The organism is Bradyrhizobium sp. Pa8 (assembly GCF_052588265.1).
In genome coordinates this window covers 6,574,495-6,592,708 of record NZ_CP176767.1, presented here as the reverse complement: position 1 = coordinate 6,592,708, position 18,214 = coordinate 6,574,495, and the positions used below count along the sequence as shown (strand labels likewise).

Annotated in this window: 16 protein-coding genes; 8 read left to right on the top strand and 8 right to left on the bottom strand. The window is 60.7% G+C overall.

Features of this window, described 5'->3' with window-relative positions; genetic code table 11:
* Nucleotides 1-278 precede the first annotated feature (278 nt).
* The 4 genes from ACKWRH_RS31260 to ACKWRH_RS31245 form a co-directional block, all read right to left on the bottom strand.
* A complete protein-coding gene (locus tag ACKWRH_RS31260; RefSeq protein WP_445216648.1) occupies nucleotides 279-542 on the bottom strand; it encodes a hypothetical protein in 264 nt (87 codons plus the stop codon).
* A 418-nt stretch (nucleotides 543-960) separates the two neighbouring features.
* Nucleotides 961-1,260, bottom strand: coding sequence for a hypothetical protein (locus ACKWRH_RS31255; RefSeq protein ID WP_445216647.1), 300 nt, complete (start codon nucleotides 1,258-1,260; stop codon nucleotides 961-963).
* A 331-nt stretch (nucleotides 1,261-1,591) separates the two neighbouring features.
* Nucleotides 1,592-3,415 carry a chloride channel protein gene (locus ACKWRH_RS31250; protein ID WP_445216646.1) on the bottom strand — a complete coding sequence of 608 codons (1,824 nt, stop codon included), beginning with the start codon at nucleotides 3,413-3,415 and terminating at the stop codon, nucleotides 1,592-1,594.
* A 447-nt stretch (nucleotides 3,416-3,862) separates the two neighbouring features.
* On the bottom strand, nucleotides 3,863-5,056 hold the full coding sequence (locus tag ACKWRH_RS31245; RefSeq protein ID WP_445216645.1) for a CaiB/BaiF CoA transferase family protein: 1,194 nt from the start codon (nucleotides 5,054-5,056) through the stop codon (nucleotides 3,863-3,865).
* 175 nt (nucleotides 5,057-5,231) lie between these two features.
* Between ACKWRH_RS31245 and rfbA the strand changes: the two genes are divergently transcribed.
* Both rfbA and rfbB read left to right on the top strand, forming a co-directional pair.
* The gene (gene rfbA / locus ACKWRH_RS31240) at nucleotides 5,232-6,107 is read left to right on the top strand and encodes a glucose-1-phosphate thymidylyltransferase RfbA (RefSeq protein WP_445216644.1); all 876 of its coding nucleotides are present in this window, start codon (nucleotides 5,232-5,234) and stop codon (nucleotides 6,105-6,107) included.
* A gap of 25 nt (nucleotides 6,108-6,132) precedes the next feature.
* Nucleotides 6,133-7,194, top strand: a complete 1,062-nt coding sequence (gene rfbB, locus ACKWRH_RS31235) for a dTDP-glucose 4,6-dehydratase (RefSeq protein ID WP_445216643.1) — start codon at nucleotides 6,133-6,135, stop codon at nucleotides 7,192-7,194.
* A 124-nt stretch (nucleotides 7,195-7,318) separates the two neighbouring features.
* Here rfbB and ACKWRH_RS31230 read toward each other — a convergent pair whose 3' ends face one another.
* Complete coding sequence (locus ACKWRH_RS31230; protein WP_445216642.1) at nucleotides 7,319-7,678, bottom strand: hypothetical protein; 360 nt, start codon at nucleotides 7,676-7,678, stop codon at nucleotides 7,319-7,321.
* Between the two features lie 201 nt (nucleotides 7,679-7,879).
* Here ACKWRH_RS31230 and ACKWRH_RS31225 point away from each other — a divergent pair, with 201 nt between their 5' ends.
* From ACKWRH_RS31225 to ACKWRH_RS31205, 5 genes are all read left to right on the top strand, one after another.
* A complete protein-coding gene (locus ACKWRH_RS31225) occupies nucleotides 7,880-10,525 on the top strand; it encodes a M10 family metallopeptidase C-terminal domain-containing protein (protein WP_445216641.1) in 2,646 nt (881 codons plus the stop codon).
* A 103-nt stretch (nucleotides 10,526-10,628) separates the two neighbouring features.
* Nucleotides 10,629-11,315: an acetyltransferase gene (locus tag ACKWRH_RS31220; RefSeq protein WP_445216640.1), complete on the top strand. Its 687-nt coding sequence runs from the start codon at nucleotides 10,629-10,631 to the stop codon at nucleotides 11,313-11,315.
* A gap of 7 nt (nucleotides 11,316-11,322) precedes the next feature.
* The gene (locus ACKWRH_RS31215; protein ID WP_445216639.1) at nucleotides 11,323-12,255 is read left to right on the top strand and encodes a hypothetical protein; all 933 of its coding nucleotides are present in this window, start codon (nucleotides 11,323-11,325) and stop codon (nucleotides 12,253-12,255) included.
* Nucleotides 12,256-12,301: 46 nt separating this feature from the next.
* Nucleotides 12,302-13,162 carry a phytanoyl-CoA dioxygenase family protein gene (locus ACKWRH_RS31210; protein ID WP_445216638.1) on the top strand — a complete coding sequence of 287 codons (861 nt, stop codon included), beginning with the start codon at nucleotides 12,302-12,304 and terminating at the stop codon, nucleotides 13,160-13,162.
* Nucleotides 13,159-14,121 (top strand): methyltransferase domain-containing protein, encoded by a 963-nt coding sequence (locus tag ACKWRH_RS31205; RefSeq protein ID WP_445216637.1) that lies wholly within the window; start codon nucleotides 13,159-13,161, stop codon nucleotides 14,119-14,121. The genes ACKWRH_RS31210 and ACKWRH_RS31205 overlap by 4 nt, the downstream gene beginning before the upstream one ends.
* Before the next feature lie 5 nt (nucleotides 14,122-14,126).
* Here the strand turns inward: ACKWRH_RS31205 and ACKWRH_RS31200 are convergent, their stop codons facing one another.
* The 3 genes from ACKWRH_RS31200 to ACKWRH_RS31190 form a co-directional block, all read right to left on the bottom strand.
* The gene (locus tag ACKWRH_RS31200) at nucleotides 14,127-14,777 is read right to left on the bottom strand and encodes a class I SAM-dependent methyltransferase (protein ID WP_445216636.1); all 651 of its coding nucleotides are present in this window, start codon (nucleotides 14,775-14,777) and stop codon (nucleotides 14,127-14,129) included.
* Nucleotides 14,774-15,763 (bottom strand): glycosyltransferase family 2 protein, encoded by a 990-nt coding sequence (locus tag ACKWRH_RS31195; protein ID WP_445216635.1) that lies wholly within the window; start codon nucleotides 15,761-15,763, stop codon nucleotides 14,774-14,776. Before ACKWRH_RS31195 ends, ACKWRH_RS31200 begins: the two co-directional genes overlap by 4 nt.
* 559 nt (nucleotides 15,764-16,322) lie before the next feature.
* Complete coding sequence (locus ACKWRH_RS31190) at nucleotides 16,323-17,015, bottom strand: WbqC family protein (protein ID WP_445216634.1); 693 nt, start codon at nucleotides 17,013-17,015, stop codon at nucleotides 16,323-16,325.
* Nucleotides 17,016-17,199: 184 nt separating this feature from the next.
* Here ACKWRH_RS31190 and ACKWRH_RS31185 point away from each other — a divergent pair, with 184 nt between their 5' ends.
* Nucleotides 17,200-18,114 (top strand): methyltransferase domain-containing protein, encoded by a 915-nt coding sequence (locus ACKWRH_RS31185; RefSeq protein WP_445216633.1) that lies wholly within the window; start codon nucleotides 17,200-17,202, stop codon nucleotides 18,112-18,114.
* The last annotated feature ends 100 nt before the right edge of the window (nucleotides 18,115-18,214 follow it).

The following is an 18,214-nucleotide window of genomic DNA, read 5'->3' as shown; positions in this document are numbered from 1 at the left end:
CACCAAGACCTAACCGCACGATGCGTGCTAAGGCCCCGCGTAGCACGGCTCACAGCGATAAAATCATCCATACCACCCCCACAGCGTTGAAGATCGACAGCACGACAAAGCTGAACAGATAAGTTCGTTCCGCCCAATCCATAAGCGTCCCCTGCTTATGCAACCTGTGGTATTCTATATCGCGCTTAATTGCATGCGAAAAGAAAGCAACATTGACCTAAACGCACTTTTGACGGCGTCGCATTCGAATACGATGTGATCGAGTGATGAGCGGATAATCAGGGCCACATCGTTGGTGGGTCGAGGGCCTTGCGGCCCGCCGCTTTCAACGCGTCGGTTGAGAGCTGTCCGTGTGCTGCGGCATCCAACAGCTTCGAGGCAACGTACGCTCTGGCGCCCGTCTCGCTTACAGGAATATTTTCGCAAACTTCCTCGAGCACCGCCCTGAGCAGCGCAGTTATTTCAGCATCAAACACGCCGAACTCCCGAAATTGAGAGGATACCGAACGCTGCACAAGCGGAATATATTCGCTCGGCAGCATTCGCCGCGTATTCCGGTCTGGGCTCTGAAATCCCAGCGCCTGCCAAACTGGCACCTGTCTGTCAAAGTAATGTGACAGCCTTCTCGGCCGCGTCAACGGGGAGTTTGCCGGGCGTGCAAAGAAGGCCCCCAGCGCGAACGGGCGGGTCCTCTATACTCATGCGGACCCGGGGTAATTGCGTCACCGTCTCCGCCGATCAATCTTACTGTGGCCCAGGAAGAATAGTGGCCGGTATGACAAGGCTGAGACAGTCCATGACGTACCGCCTCTCAGCAAAGGAATCGCCCGTTCAATAAAACTGACGGGCCTTCGGCGGGGTTCCGCGTCAGCGATAAAAGCTCGCCAGCCGGAGTTGGCGTGGCGCGGACGTACGACCGGACTTCAACTGGAACGCCAAAGGGCCTATCGGTGGCATGGGCTATTGGTAACCGGGGGCGGTGTGACGGAACGAGGATGGCATCGGCCGTTCGAGGATCCGACCAGGATCGGTGATCGCGTACTGGTGACGCTGCTCGACGCCGGCGAGTACATCGCCACGCTGCCGAAGAAAGAGCACTCCGCGCCGGAATGGCAACCGCGATGCAGCACTGATCCTGGTGGCGGAAGGCGGCAGCCCGACAATGTTTGCCCGTATCGGAATCATGCGAGCATTGAAGCGCCAAAAACCGAAATGAACAGAGGCGGCCTTACCGTTGGCGCCGGCGCTCAGCTTTAACATCGAAATAGGTGATCACCGCGAACGTGGCACCAACAGTCAAAATGGCCACAACGCCGACAATTAGCAACAGGGGATCCATAGCCGGGTCAGTATTTCTGCAGCGTCCGGTATGGGCAACTCACGAATGATTAGCGCATGCAACAAGCTCTCGCTGTAATTGCTTTTGGAACGGCTCTTGCTCTTGCTAAGACGAGCCTTTGGCAGGGAACACGGCTCGCCTGGGTCTGCTACACAGCGCTTTATGGCTCCTTCTTCCTCGCCGGATAGCTATCGCAAGATACGAACTAGCAAAGAGAGTTGTATGACATCGTCGGCGAGGCGCATCCGCTGTCTAAAGCCGCGCTTCGTTAAGGGCGGTCACCTTTTCTGACGGGCTGCGGCGCCAAGGTCGATGAAGGCCGATGAAGGCCGAGCGCTGCTTCTCGACGGACCTTGCGGTGGCTCGAATGCGCAGGATATCCTTGCGGGCAACCAGGCCGACGAGATGCCCGGTCGCGCGTTCGACGATCGGCACGCGCCCGACGTCGGCCAGAACCATCCGATCCGCAAGATGTGACACCGGTTCGTCGGGATAGCCGAGTGTGAGCGAGCGATCCGATGCGCAGTCGAACAAGGTGTCGCGACCGTCGGCGCTTTCCGCGCGCCAGCGCAAGACGTCCGCGCGGCCCACGAGACCCGAGACCTGACCGCCTGCATCGATCAGCGGGTAGGATTTGTGACGCCGCTCGTCCCCGGAGAAGAACGACATCGCTTCGCCGACCGTCATCGTTCCGGGCAGCGTATCGACGTCCGTCACCATCACTTCGTTGACGCGCAGCAGTTCGAAGGGATCGATACCGTATTCGCGCACCACATGCTGGCCGCGCCGCGCGATCTTCTCCGTGAGGATCGAGCGCTTGAGCAGCAGCACGGTGAGCGCATAGGAGGCGCTCGTGGCAATCAGGAGCGATCCGAGCAGCGGAAAGTCGCCAGTCAGTTCGACGGCGAACAGGATACCGGTCAACGGCGAGCGCATGGTGCCGCCCATCATCGCGGCCATGCCGACGAGCGCCCATGCCCCATGCGGCCCCGGCAGCAATTGTCCTTCGAGCCAGCCGACGCAGCCGCCGAAAATGAGAAGCGGCGCGAGGACGCCCCCGGATGTGCCCGACGCGAGAGCGACGATCCAGATCGCGGACTTTACCAGCAGGATCAGCACCGCGACTGATACCACGACGTTGTCGTTGAGCAGGTCGCCGATGATGTCGTAGCCGACACCGAGGGCCCGCGGTTCGATCAAGCCGCCGGCGCCGACGAACAGTCCGCCGATCGCCGGCCACCACATCCAGTGGATCGGCAGGTGACTGAAAAAATCCTCGGCCTTGTACAGCAGCGTGGTCAGCAATCCCGATTGCAATCCCGCGACCACGCCGACGCCGACGCAGGCAAGCGGCCCCCACCAAGGCAGATCGAGCTGGCCGGCGAACGGAAACAGTGCGCCGCTGCCGATCAGCCAGGGCCGCAGCGACGACGAGACCACGCAGGCGGCGATCACGGGGATCAGGCTGCGCGGCTTCAGCTCGAACAGGAGAAGCTCGACGGCGAGCATGACGGCCGCGATCGGTGTTCCGAAGATGGCCGTCATGCCTGCCGCGGCACCGGCCACCAGCAACGCCTTGCGTTCGGCCGCGCTGAGGTGGAAGCATTGCGCGAAGAGAGAGCCGACCGCACCGCCGGTCATGATGATCGGACCCTCTGCGCCGAATGGCCCGCCGGTGCCGATCGATATCGCCGACGATAGCGGCTTGAGGACGGCGACTTTCGGTTGCAAACGGCTGCCGCCGATCAGAATCGCCTCGATCGCCTCGGGAATACCGTGGCCGCGAATTTTTTCGGAACCGAAGCGCGCCATCAGGCCGATGACGAGGCCGCCAAAGGCCGGGGCCGCAACCATCCAGGCGTCGGGTTTCAGATTAGCTGTCGGGAGGGTCTGCGTGCTCAGCGTGTGCAGCCACACGGCATTTGTGACGAGCGCGATGGCGCGCAGCAACAGCCATGCCGTACCGGCGCCACCCGCGCCGACAAAGACCGCCATGGCGACCAGCAGGAGAACACGCCGGTCTGTCGTGAAGTCGCCGAGGCGCGGCAGGGAATTGGCGGGGATGGGGCGGGGCATGTTGGTCTGATCGGGATAACGCGATTGTGAGGATGATGAGCTGGCGCCGATCACATCGGCCGGCGCCGTACTCGGGACGCGCCTAGTCGTCGGGCGCGTCCCCTAGCCACGGCGCACTGCGCGAAAATATATCGTAGAGCGATATAAATCAACGGATCATTGCTGGCGGGAAGGCCGGTTCGCAGATCAGCGGAGAAGGCAGCCTAGCGGGGCAGCTCGAGAATTCGGATATGCGGGCATGGGCCGGCACCGCCTCAGATGCGCGCCCGAGCGAACCGCGAGGCAGGATTTGAGCAGGACGGCGACGATGACGCGTGGTTCTGCTCCCTGGAGCATGATATTCGCCGGCCCGAAATCGCCGTGGCAGATCGCTTCGGGCGGGCCGCGAGAGGATCCCCGAGCCGTGCGCAGGCCCCAGCAGGTCGCGCGCGTTGGCGCTGGGCGACGTCAAACGACCTTCACTCGTCTCAATTCGGCAATTTCGTCAGGGGCGAAGCCGAACTCGGCGAGCACTTCGCTCGTCTGCTCGCCGAATTCCGGCGGCCGCGCCACCATCTTACTCGGCGTGCGCGACAGCGAGACGGGTTGGCCGACCAGTCGAATGTGGCGGTCCTCGTCGTTCGGCACGTCCTGCGCGATGCCGAGATGTTTGACCTGCGCGTCCTCGAACATCTGGTCGATGGCGTAGATCGGCCCACAGGGCACGCCGGCGTCGTTGAACTCCCGCACCCAGGTCTCGGTCGACTTCGTCACCGTGCGCTCCTCGATCTTGGCGTTGAGGGCGTCGCGATTCTTGGAGCGGGCCGGGGCGGTCGCATAATCGGGATGGCTGTAGAGCTCAGGGGCGCCAATCGCCTGCGCGCAACGCTCCCAGATCCGTCCGCCCGTGGTGGCGATGTTGATGTAGCCGTCCGAGGTCTTGAACACGCCGGTCGGGATGCTGGTCGGGTGATTGTTGCCGGCCTGCTTGGCGACCTCCTTCTCCATCAGCCAGCGCGCGGCCTGGAAGTCGAGCATGAAGATCTGGGCCTGGAGCAGCGAGGTCTGCACCCACTGGCCCTTGCCCGAGACCTCGCGCTCGAGCAGCGCAGTGAGGATGCCCATGGCGCAGAACAGGCCGGCCGTGAGGTCGGCGACGGGAATACCGACCCGCATCGGCCCTTCGCCCGGCGCGCCGGTGATCGACATCAGCCCGCCCATGCCTTGCGCGATCTGATCGAAGCCCGGCCGTTTGTGGTAGGGCCCGTCCTGGCCGAAGCCGGAGATGCTGCCATAGACGATGCGCGGGTTGATCTCGCGCAGGCTCTCATAGTCGATGCCCAGCTTCTTCTTAACGTCGGGACGGAAATTCTCGACCACGACGTCGGCCTTGGCGGCGAGGCGCTTGAACACGGCCAGCCCGCGCTCGTCCTTCAGGTTCAGGGTCATCGCCCGCTTGTTGCGGTGCAAATTCTGGAAGTCGGAACCCCGCCGCGGCCCGCCCGGCTGCTCGCTGCCGGCATCCTCGGTCAGCGCGTCGATCTTGACGACATTGGCGCCCCAATCCGCAAGCTGCCGCACGCAGGTGGGCCCGGACCGGACTCGGGTCAGATCGAGCACGGTAAAGCGCGACAGAGCTTCCGAGGCATGCGGAAAGGGCATTTAAGGGCTCCGGGGTAGAGACGGGCGGTGCGAGGGTTCTCTGATCAGGCAAATCGAACAAAATTTCAATGCACGCCAGCGGCTAGCTGGTTCCCGCACCGGCCTAACAACCGCGTTGCACCGAGCCCAGCATTGAGTATCAAGTGCGCAAGGTCGCACAAATTCTTGGGGGCACATGAAAGGCATCATTTTGGCGGGAGGCAAAGGGTCGCGGCTGTACCCCGTTACCGCTGTCGTATCTAAGCAGCTCCTGCCTGTCTTCGACAAGCCGATGATCTACTATCCCTTGTCCACGCTCATGCTGGCGGGCATCCGGGAAATTCTTGTTATCACGACGCCCGAGGACCAGCCCTTGTTCAGGCGCCTGCTCGGAGACGGCGCTGAAATCGGGCTGCGCCTCTCCTACGCATCGCAGGATACGCCGCGGGGGCTGGCGGACGCCTTCATCGTCGGTCGCGAGTTCGTCGGCACGGACGCTGTTGCCCTCGTGTTGGGGGACAACATCTTCTATGGCAACCGTATGCAGGAGATGCTGAGTTTGGTTGCGTCGCGTAAGCAAGGTGCGACTTTATTCGGCTACACCGTCAATACACCGGAGCAATATGGCGTCGTGGAGCTGGACGCTGCCGGCAGGCCGTTGTCTCTCGAAGAGAAACCAAAAAATCCGAGATCAAATTTGGCGGTCACCGGGCTCTATTTTTACGACAACGATGTCGTTGACATCGCCGCCAAGATCAAGCCGTCAGAACGCGGGGAACTCGAGATCACCGACGTGAACAAGGTGTATCTCGAGCGGGGCAAGCTGTTCGTACAGCAACTGGGCCGCGGCGTTGCGTGGCTGGATACCGGCACGCACGGGTCTCTGGTCGAAGCGAGCCATTTCGTGCAGATCCTGGAGCAGCGACAGGGATTGCGAATCGCATGTCCCGAAGAGATTGCGTTGCGCCTAGGCTACATCTCACTCGAAGCGTTCGAAAAGCTCGCGCAAAAGAACGCAGCGAGCAGTTATGGAGAGTATTTGCTCTCGGTCTATCGCTCGTTCAAGCGCTAGGCGGCCGCCGAAATGAAAGACTTAAATGCGCTTTGCTGGAATGACTATTTTCGTGACCGGCGGTGCGGGCTTCATAGGCTCCGCCGTCATTCGTCATCTGCTCGCTGATACCAGTGCACGGGTCATCAATATCGACAAGCTGACCTACGCCGCCAATCTCGCTTCGCTTCCGGGAGCAGCAAGTCATCCGCGGTATGCCTTCGAAAAGCAATGTATCTGCGATGGCGCCGGCTTGCGCAGGCTGTTCGATCTCTACACGCCGGACGCGGTCATGAATCTTGCCGCTGAAAGCCACGTCGATCGATCCATCGATGGACCTGCTGAATTCGTCCAGACCAATGTCCTGGGCACCTTCACGCTCTTGCAGGAGGCATTGCGCTATTGGCGTACGTTGCCGCCAGCGAACCGGGCACGTTTCCGGTTCTTGCATATTTCAACGGACGAAGTGTTCGGTTCCCTCGGAGCTGAAGGGCTGTTCACTGAAGAGACAGCCTATGCTCCGAATTCACCCTACTCGGCGAGCAAGGCGTCATCGGATCATCTGGTGCGCGCGTGGCGCGAAACCTACGAGCTCCCGACGCTACTGACGAATTGCTCGAATAACTACGGTCCCTATCAATTTCCGGAAAAACTGATCCCGCACATGATCATCAGGGGATTGGCAAACGAGTCGCTGCCGGTCTATGGCGACGGCAAGAATGTCCGGGACTGGCTTTACGTCGAAGATCATGCAAAGGCGCTGACGCTGGTACTTGAGAGGGGTAGCGTCGGCGAGACCTACAACGTGGGTGGCTCCAGCGAACGTAGCAACCTCGAAGTGGTCGAGTGCATCTGCGACGAGCTGGACCGGATTGCGCCGGCCTCAGATCCGCGGCGAAGCCTGGTTACCTTCGTGAAGGACCGGCCTGGGCACGATCGGCGCTACGCGATTGATGTGGGCAAAATCGAGCGCGAGCTCGGCTGGCACGCAGAAGAAGATTTCACCAGTGGACTTGTCAAGACAGTTCGCTGGTTCTGCGGCAACCGAGAATGGTGGAAGGACATTCTGAACCGCGGCTATCAGCACGCGCGGATCGGTCTCGGTTAACTCTGGAGACATCTTGAGGATTGTCGCTGAGCCGGCTGTTAGGCCAAATCGCTCGGCTCTTGCAGAGTGTGATCCCCCGAGCTTCCGCCGAGTCACGCGATGAACGGCGGTCAGGCGTTTCCAATCAAGGCCGAGGACTGAGCCTCGTGAGCTCGGCTCGCGCCTGCTCAGCCAGCGGATCATCGCCATGCCGCGCAATGAAGAGCTCGAACGCCTCCCGGGTTCCCTTCCGGCGGGCGGCTTCGTATTCCTCCGCCACCGCGGCGGAAGGATCGCGGGCCATTGGCATGGAGGCAGCGCGTCCTCCCTCCTTTTGGCTCTCCTTGTCGCTTTCCCTGACGCTTTTCTTGCCACTTTCCTTGGCGCTGTCGTTCGCATTGGCTTTCCCGACCATGGCAGGCTGTTCTCCGATGGGCAAACGATCCGGCCCGGCGAACACCGCCAGGACCCCGATGAGACCGACTGAAAATGGGCCTGGTTTCATGATTTCCTTTACAGATCATACCCGCTGGCGGGACCTGAATCCTTGCCCTTGGCCCGTACCGCTACTTGATTTGATGGCTAAAACGGCCTTATGAAAGGGGGCCGGAGGCTGCTGCCGGATTTTAACCAAACGTATAACTCTCAAGCTAGAATCATGCGCCTTCGTCCGCGAATCGCGTGATCCGTTGCTCCGGAGAGTCCATTGGCCAATTCTGTCACCGTTGGTGCCACCAACAACGCCGATATTGACGGTTTGCTGTCGGGCTACAAGTGGACCGGCACGATCACCTACAGCTTTCCCGACGCGCCCAGCGACTACTCCAGTCCTTATTACGGCGGCAACAGTGAGCCGACATCGTCTGGCTTCGCCGCGGCGCCAAGCGCGATGCAGGCGGCGATCAACTACGCGATCGGACTGATCCTCGGCTACACCAACGCCAGCATTCAGTACGTGGGGACCGACGGCGCGAACATCATGATCGCGCAGTCGTCGAAGCCCCCAACCTCCTACGCCTACTACCCCGGCGACTATGCGGCCGGCGGCGACGTCTGGTTCGGGACCCAATACAATTACTCGCTGGCCAAGCTCGGCAACTATTATTTCACGACCGCGATGCACGAACTCGGCCACGCTCTCGGGCTCAAGCACAGCCAGGAGACCGGCGGCCCCGCCAATGTCGCTGTGCCGAGCGCGCATGACGACAGCGAATACACCGTCATGAGCTATCGCAGCTATGTCGGCGCCTCGACGACCGCCGGCTACAGCAACGAGGCTTACGGATATCCGCAGACCTATATGGCCAACGATATCCTCGCGCTCCAGACGATGTACGGCGCGAACTACGCGACCCAGGGTGGGAACACCGTCTACTCCTGGAATCCCAGCACGGGTCAGGAGTTCATCAACGGTGTCGGGCAACTCGCGCCGGGCGGCGGCGCCGGCAACTCGGCCAACCGCATCTACGAGACGGTTTGGGACGGCGGCGGTGTCGATACCTACGATCTGTCGAACTACACGACGAATTTGAGCATCAATCTCAACCCCGGCGCCTCGTCGGTGTTCTCCACCGTGCAACTCGCCAATCTCGGCAACGGCCATTACGCCTCAGGTAACGTCTACAACGCCTATCTCTACAACAACGACGCGCGCTCCTACATCGACAACGCCACCGGCGGCTTCGGCAACGATACGATCCTGGGCAACGCGATCGCGAACGTCCTGAACGGTGGCGGCGGCAACGACACCATCACTGGCGGCGGCGGCAACGACATCATCATCGGCGGTTCCGGCACCGACACCGCGGTGTATTCCGGCAGCAAGGCCAATTACGGGATCAGCTACAACGCGACCGCGCAAATGTTCACGCTCGTCGATCTGCGTTCTGGCACGCCCGACGGCACCGATACCGTGTCGGGCGCGGAGTATTTCCAGTTCGCCGACGGCACGATCTCGGGCATCACGCTGATCAGCCAGCTAGTCCCGACCGTGATCGAATCCTACGGATCGACCAGCCTTGCTGCCGTGGGGAGCCATTACTCGTTGTTCGCCAACGGTGCGTCTAGCGGGCCCATCGTAACATACGGGGCGACGCAGGTGATCGCGTCGGGCGATGCAGGAGTTTGGCATGCGATAGGGGCGGAGCAGTCGGGCAGCGGTTACCTGGTCGCCTGGAAGACCAACGGCGCGGACCAGTATGCGGTCTGGAACGCCGACAGCCAGGGCAGCTACGTGTCGAACGCGGTCATGCCGACGTCGGGTTCGGATGTCGCGCTGCAGTCGATCGAGACCAGCTTCCATCAGGATCTCAACGGCGATGGCGTGATCGGTGTTCCCGCGCCAGCGCCCGCAACCGTGATCGAATCCTACGGATCGACCAGCCTCGCTGTCGTGGGGAGCCATTACTCGTTGTTCGCCAACGGCGCGTCTAGCGGGCCCATCGTAACATACGGGGCGACGCAGGTGATCGCGTCGGGCGATGCAGGAGTTTGGCATGCGATAGGGGCGGAGCAGTCGGGCAGCGGTTACCTGGTCGCCTGGAAGATCAACGGCGCGGACCAGTATGCGGTCTGGAACGCCGACAGCCAGGGCAGCTACGTGTCGAACGCGGTCATGCCGACGTCGGGTTCGGATGTCGCGCTGCAGTCGATCGAGACCAGCTTCCATCAGGATCTCAACGGCGATGGCGTGATCGGTGTTCCCGCGCCAGCGCCCGCAACCGTGATCGAATCCTACGGATCGACCAGCCTCGCTGTCGTGGGGAGCCAATACTCGTTGTTCGCCAACGGCGCGTCTAGCGGGCCCATCGTAACATACGGGGCGACGCAGGTGATCGCGTCGGGCGATGCAGGAGTTTGGCGTGCGATAGGGGCGGAGCAGTCGGGCAGCGGTTACCTGGTCGCCTGGAAGATCAACGGCGCCGACCAGTATGCGGTCTGGAACGCCGACAGCCAGGGCAGCTACGTGTCGAACGCGGTCATGCCGATGTCGGGTTCGGAGGTCGCGCTGCAGTCGATCGAGACCAGCTTCCATCAGGATCTCAACGGCGATGGCGTGATCGGCGTCAAAGCATCGGGACAGGGGATTCAGCCGAATTCCACCTCGCAGTTCGTGACGGAGACAGCGGATGCATTTGTGTTTCAAGAGCACCAGGGTCTGGACCCGGTCGGTGGCCAGGTGAACAGCCAAGTGGTTGGAGCGGAATATGTCGTGCCGTCTTACATCGGCCCTGCAAGTCCGCCGGATACGCAGGCAGATCTCTTCCCGATGCTCGCCCACCAGGTGAATGATGCGCACGATGCGCTCGCGGCATTGATGGCCAGTCACACGGCAGGGTTTCTCATTCATTGACCGCGCGCTGGAGGGATATCGCTGCCGCTAAACCGCAATATTTGTGAGGAATCCAAGCTGCGCGGCTTTCGGTCAGCGCGCCAGATGGGCTATAAGCGTCCGCATGGACAAGTCCGATGAAGAGAAACACAGGCAAGTCGTCATATTCGGAATCGGTGAAATTGCCGAGCTCGCGGATTATTATTTTTCCTGCGATTCCCAATATGAGGTCGTCGGATTTGCGGTTGATCGCGTTTTTCTGAAGCAAACGGAGTTTCGGGGCCGTCCTGTGGTCGCATTCGAGGATGTCGGGGAAAAATTCCCGCCAGGCCACCATGCCATGTTTGTCGCGGTCAGCTACGCCAAGATCAACGCGGTTCGTGCGGAGAAAGTGGCTGCGGCGCGCGCCAAGGGGTATCAGCTCGCGAGCTATTTGAGCAGTCGCGCCACGGTATTCCCCGAGTTCGAGTTGAAAGAGAACTGCTTCATTCTCGAGGACAACACCATCCAGCCCTTCGCCAGCGTCGGCGCAAATGTCACGCTGTGGAGCGGGAATCATATCGGTCACCACTCGGTGATCGAGGATGATGTCTTCCTGGCATCTCACGTGGTCATTTCCGGTGGCGTTCGCATCGGACGAGGGAGCTTCGTGGGCGTGAACGTGACGATCCGCGATCACGTCACGATCGGCCAGCGAAGCGTGTTGGGCGCCGGTGCACTGGTGCTCGAGGACCAGCCCGATTTGTCGGTGGTCGCACCACGCGGAACCGAACGCTCGCCCGTGCCTAGCACGCGCTTGAGAAGTCTGTGAGGCCGTCATGTCCTGGCGACGCCTCGGAGCCGTCTTTGCTCCCAGCGGAGAGCAATGGTGGGCACGCAGTCACGCGGCGTTACCGATCCCTGTTCATGTTACGGACGACACGTTTCGCTTTTTCTACAGCTCGCGCGATGCAGACAAGCGCTCGCACATCGGTTGGGTCGACGTCGCCGTTTCGGATACACCGCAAGTCCTGAGAGTGGCCGCGCAGCCGGTAATCTCACCTGGCGAAGACGGGACATTCGACGACAGCGGCATTAGCATCGGCTGCATCACGCGTGACGAGAGCGAGTATCATCTTTACTATATGGGCTGGAACCTGGGCGTCCGCTCTCCCTGGCGAAACGCGATCGGTCTGGCGCGATCATCCTCGCTTGATGGCCCTTTCGAGCGTTTTTCACCAGGACCTGTTCTCGATCGCACCCCGGTGGATCCATACACTCTGACCTACCCTTGTGTGCTCAAAATCGGTCCTGGGCAATGGCGCATGTGGTATGGATCCAACCTTGCGGCAGGTCTCGGTGAGGAGTCGCTCCGCCATGCGATCAAGGTTGCGCATTCCAGCGACGGTCTTCGTTGGGAGCGCGATGGCTCGATCGCCATAGGGCTGACAGGGCATCAGGAACATGTGGTTGTACGGCCAAGTGTCGTGCGGATTGGCGAAGTCTATCTGATGACTTTCGCAACGCGCGGCTCGCGTTACACGTTGGGAGCGGCCTGGAGCAGGGATGCAAAGCATTGGGAACGCATCGACGGGATCATGGAATTCGATCGGACCGAGCCTGGGTGGGACTTCGACATGGTCTGCTATCCGGCGCTGTTCTGGCACCGTGAGCGGCTGTGGCTCACGTACAATGGCAACGGCTACGGAGCTACCGGCTTCGGACTGGCCGTGTGGGACGGCGATCATCCGTTGGAGAGGCTCGCCGACTGACGCAATCTACGACGTGGCTCGTTCTCCAAGTCCTCGAGAGTAAGATATGACCGAAACATCTGTCGCACGTTACGGCGTTCACACGCAGGCTCAAAGCAGCAATGCGCTGGACAGGGCAATTGAGCAAATCAAGCTGTTGGGATTTGCTGTCGTGGATGGAGGTTTCGACGCGGAAGCTTTGCGTCGGCTCGCGGACGCGTTCGATCGCGTGTTGGAGTCAACCCAGGACCTGTATGGAGGTCGGGAAGAGCTCAAGAGGATCGACGAACATAATACGATTCGAGTGCCGCTCGCGCATGATCGTCTGTTTTTAGATCTTGCGATGAACGCAAACGTTCTGGAAATCTGCCGCCGATTGATCGCTGACTATATTATCCTCAATCAGCAGAACGGCATCATCAATCCGCCGAATGCGCAGCAATATAACCAGGCGGCGTACCATCGGGATTTGCCATATCAACACTTCGTTTCGAGCCGTCCTCTGGCGATCAATGCGCTGTTCTGCCTCGATCCCTTCACGTTGCAAAATGGTTCCACGCTGGTCGTGCCCGCGAGCCACAAGGAGGAGGCGTTTCCATCCGATTTGACTGTGGAGGCCCTGCAAAGGACCGTCACGGCCCCGGCCGGTTCCTTCCTGGTGTTGGACGCGATGGTGTTTCACCGCGGCGGTGTGAACCAGACCTCTAGTCCGAGAAGAGCGGTCAATCACCTCTACACCATACCTCTCATGCGGCAGCAGATCGATCTTCCTTCACTCCTTGGACCTGAATACACCGACGACGAACAAACCCGCCGTCTCCTCGGTTATGGAGTCCAGACGCCGCGCGATGTTTCCGACTTTTATGGAACGCGCCCGTCGAAGGCTTCCAGCTGCGAAATTTTGCCGAACAAAAGGACCAGCTCATGACGGAGTCAGGGTTTTTCTGTCCTCGCTCGCACGAGCCTCTCGTCAAGTCGGCCGACGGGCGCTTCCTGGAGAGCCCGGCCGGCGATCGGTACCCCGTCATTGACGGCATTCCTTCGTTGCTGCTGGCCACCGGTCACGATGATGCGCGCGGGGACAGAAACAAGTACTATCGAGAGCGCGCGGCGGAATACGATGCCGGCAACGATGTCATGTACCGTATGCTGCTGTGTGAGGAGGAGAAAACCCGCGAGCAGCTCACGGATCTGCTGGGGATTACCCGAGGGGATCGCATACTGGAGGTTGGCTGCGGCACGTGCCGCGACACCCGTCATTTCCTGACGCGCGGGGCGTCAGTATACGCGGGCGACATCAATCGTGAGATGGTTCACATCGGGCGCGATCGACTGGAAGCGGCAGAGGTCGATACCTCTGCGCTGAAGCTCTTTGTCGCCGACGCCGGAAAATTGCCATTCCGCGACAGATTCTTCGATCGCGCTTTCCATTTTGGCGGCCTCAACCTCTTTCCCGACATCAGGGCTTCTATCGCGGAGATCGCGAGGGTCGTTAAGCCGGGTGGCCGGGTGGTGCTGGGGGACGAAGGGGTTGGAGCCTGGCTCAGCGAGACCGAGTTCGGAAAGATTCTGAAGAACTCAAATCCGCTTTTTCATCATCAAGCGCCAATCGAAAAGATCCCGTCCCATGCGCGCAATGTGTCGTGTCACTGGATTTTGAATGGGTCGTTCTACGTGATCGTGTTCGACGTGGGTACCGGAGAGCCGCAGCTCGATCTCGACATCGAGTTTCCCGGATGGCGCGGCGGATCGCATCGTAAGCGCTATTTCGGCAAGCTCGAAGGCGTTTCGCCCGAACTGCGCGACCAGGCCGTGAAGGCCGCAGCCGCGGATGGGATTTCGGTTGTTTCTTGGCTTGAACGGACGCTTCGTCGCGCGCTGGAGTGACTTGCTCAGGTCGTACGTGATGCGGTCGCGCGCACGATGACCGTGAATTCGTAAAGTCCATAGTCCTGGAGAAGGGCTACGGATCGCCCGTACCGGGAAACGCAGTAGGACAGCATTTCGGCTGGCTCGGCATAGTACAGGTCGGGTCTGCGTCGGTCGGGATCGCTCGACATGCTTAGCACGTTGAAGCCGAATCCCTGTCGTCCTGTTTGCGCGAGCACATCAATCGTTCGTAGCACATAGCTGCTCCAGGCGGCGCTCGGAACGTCGCCTTTGACGTTGAATATTCCGCTCGCGACGGCGAAGTCGGCTGTTTCAGAAGGAGCAGAGCCGACACGCCACTGCCGGTCGTCACCCTCGCCGTGCAGTTCACGCGCCTTGTCGATCATGCCCGGCGTGACGTCATAGCCGACAAAGCGTCCACGATGTCCGGCGAGGCGCAGGAAGCGCAAGAAGTCTCCGAAGCCGCATCCGAGATCAATGAGCGAGGCGTCAGGGGCACCTTCAAAGAGGCGAAGGAACTGCCGATGTCGCAGCTCATGTGAGTGAAGGTCGTTCCAGTCGACGCCTCGCGAAGTTGAGCCGTGCGTCCGAAGCTTGGAAGTGTAGTGTGCCGCGACCTGTTGCAGGATCGGAGGGTCGATTGGGTTGTTCATGTGGTTATCGTCGAAGCGAGTTGCGCGTCGGACGAGCCGTCACGGCTCGGCTTGCGATCGATCACAGTGTCGATCTTGTAGATGCGGCGAACCAAGGTGTAGGGGCGCCGCTTGGTCTCCGCCATGATGTTTGCGATATAGATTCCGAGAATGCCCAGGATGAGCGTTATCAGGCCGCCAAGGAACCAAATTGATATGATGAGCGAAGTGAAGCCATCCACACCAATGCCCGAGGCGAAGTAGCGCACCAGGTAAAACAGGATCAAGACATCGGAAAGTCCGAAAATCAGTATTCCGGTGTAGAGAACAAAGTAGAGTAGCCGCGTCGACGTCGTCGTAACATGCTTTAACGCAAGCTCGATCCGGTTCCGTAACGAATAGGTGGATGGCGACAGCGAAAGCTTCTTCACGCTGATCGCAGTCTGACGAAAGCCGGTTACCTGCCACAGATCCGATATGATGAATTCGCGGTCCTGATGGCTGACCAGGGCGCTGACATAGTCGCGCGTCATCAGGCGCGACGTCACCACATTACGCGGAACCGGTCGGTCTCCCAGGAAATCGAGGGCAGCAAAAAATAGCACACCGGTCGCCCGCTCGAAAAATCCGCCGCGCCGATTTTCCTGGACGCCGTAAACGACGTCGCAGGCCTCCCGCTTGAAGAGCTCATAAAACTGCGGGAGGCTTTCAGGCGGCTCCTCCAGGTCGCTGTCGATGAGAAATATCAATTCGCCGGTTGCGTGGGCAAGGCCCGTCATCATCGCCTTGTGGTGGCCGAAATTGCGGGCGAGATCGACGACGACCACGCGCGGATCGGATTTGTGCAGTTCGACGGCCAACTCCAGACTATCGTCCGGAGAGCCGTCATTGACCATGATGAGCTCGACGTCGTCGGTGATCGCGCTCGCCGCCTGCATTGCCCGTCGATGGAACTCGTCGATATAGGCAGCGGAACGGTAAAGCGTGGTGACGATAGAGACCTTCAACTCCACTCCCTCCGCGTCGAGACCTTCACTGCACCGAACCAGTTCCCGGCAGCCTCGCTATCGATGTCAGGGAATGATGCCGTTCGCGGTACCCCGGGCGGGAAAGTTCCCACCCGCACCAGGGCCTCGGGGCTTTCCAGCGTTGTTTGCATCACTTCCTCTTCAGGACCGCTGACGTTCTACAAATCATCTCGCCTTTGCAATGCCTTAGAGAGATGTCGCAGGAATGGTCCGTGAGCAGTCTCATACGGCAAGTGGGCGGGAGGCGCAAACGTGCACAGGCCGTGAATCAACCTCGGGGGATACGAGGTAAAATTGCACCGGATATCGCGGGCTTCAACGAAACAGCACTTTCCTCCGGGCAACAACCGGCTGCTTGGCAATTCGGCGTTCGGAACGGCGGTTACCGTCGCCGGTGGCGCCTCCACCAGTCTGGGCGAGCGGTAAGCGCACGCCTTGTGGCAAACCGTCGCGTCAGCCCGGGTCGCGCGCCTCAACTCGAAAATCCCGGAACCCGTCCCGCGATTTTTTTCGTCCCTAGCCCGAATCCAGCGGCCTGTCATCGCTCAGGCTTGCGCATGAAGTGCCTCGCGTCCGGGCCGGTGTTGAAAATTAGGTCGAGCACGCTGACGGCATGTTCGAACCCGGCATGGAGCTGCGGATAGTCGGGGTAACCCTGGTAGCTCATCCACTCCGTGGCGATTCCGGCGGCGGCGAACAGGGATTCGTCGAGATAAGCGCGTGCTGAAGGGCCGCTCAGATAGCTTTTGGCGCCGGCGACCTGAGCGATCGCCAGCAGCCGCGCCGTTTTCACGCCCTCCGCGGGATAGGCCGTATCCCTAACGATCCGCGTCTTCAGCCCGAGCAGGCCCGCGATCTCGCGCATGAAAAGCTCGTTGACGCAGGTGAGACGGCTCTCCCTTTCAGCGCGCTCGTACCAGGCGCGGACCGCCGGTGCGAATGCGTCGAAGAATGGCGCGCGACGATAGGCGAGTTCCAGCGTTCGCCAGTGCTTCTCGGCCCAGGGCTTTTCGATCGCGACCTCGTCGATCGGCTGGTCGAACCGTCCCTTGGTCACGACGGGAATGGTCAGCCATTCGACGCCATTGGCGGTCTTGATCCTGTTGCGGTTGTGCCAGTGGCGCTTCACGTATTGCATATGATCGAAGATGACGTATTCGTCGCATCGCCCCATAAGGTCGAAGAAGCCCTTCCAAGGGATGTAGCAGGACTGGATGATCGAGATTCGCACAGCTATGACTTCATGGACGCCAGACGACGCGCCGCGATGGAGCTTGACGCGCGTGGTTGATCCGAACAGTTTGTTGGCAAGGCCCTCGTCCGGCCCTCCATCTGGACCGTGTTTACAGTGACTCTGCGATGAATTCACTCCCTATTATCCGTCCTGCCGAATCCGTGCCCAACGTGAGTTTCGTATGATCGGTTCGGTCCGAGGGCGCCGCTGCTGTCCGGCCTGTGGTGCCGAACAGGAAATCCACGACAGCGAACCGATCTGGCCGGTCGGCTGGTGTTGCCCTGCTTGCTTGGTGGCCGTGGCAGAGCGCGAAGGCATCCCGATGTTTGCGCCCGAACTCGCCGATACGATCAGCGGAATGGATCCGCGCGGCTTCGAGGCGCTTGCCAAGGTCGAGGACGAGCATTTCTGGTTCGTCGCGCGTAACGAGCTGCTGGTAGGCCTTGCCAATCGCTTTTTTCCCCAGGCACATGGGTTCCTCGAGATCGGCTGCGGCAACGGCGTGGTGCTGCGCGCGTTCGCGCAATCGCGCCGGTGGCAGCGGCTGGTCGGATCGGAGCTGCATCCGTCCGGGCTCGCCTTTGCCCGCACGCGCCTGCCGCACGTCGAATTCGTGCAGATGGATGCGCGCCACATTCCGGCGCGCGGTGCGTTCGACCTCGTCGGCGCGTTCGACGTGATCGAGCATATTGCCGATGACGAAGGCGTTTTGCGCGGGATGCGTGCGGCAACGGTGGACGGCGGCGGCATCATCGTCGCCGTGCCTCAGCATCCCTGGCTGTGGAGCCGTGCCGACGAGATTGCCTATCACGAGCGGCGCTACCGCCCTGGCGAGCTCGAAGAGAAGATGCGTCGCAACGGCTTTGAGCCCCTGTTCTCGAGCTCGTACACGTCACTGCTGCTGCCGTTGATGGTCGCAAGTCGGCTGAAGAGCCGTGGCAAGGCCGGCAACGAGGAAGTCGAGCGTGAATTCGCGCTCGATCCGCGGGTCAACAGTATATTCACCACGATATTGCGTGCCGAAGTGCGCATGACACTTGCGGGGCTGCGCTGGCCCGCCGGCGGCAGCCGCATCGTCGTCGGACGCGCGGTTTAGCTTCGTGGCGGCATGCGTGACGGAAACTTACGTTGAACTGCAAGATGAGTGCACTGCCGTGGAAATAGCTCCCCAAAACCGCGCACGCTACCGGATCTTG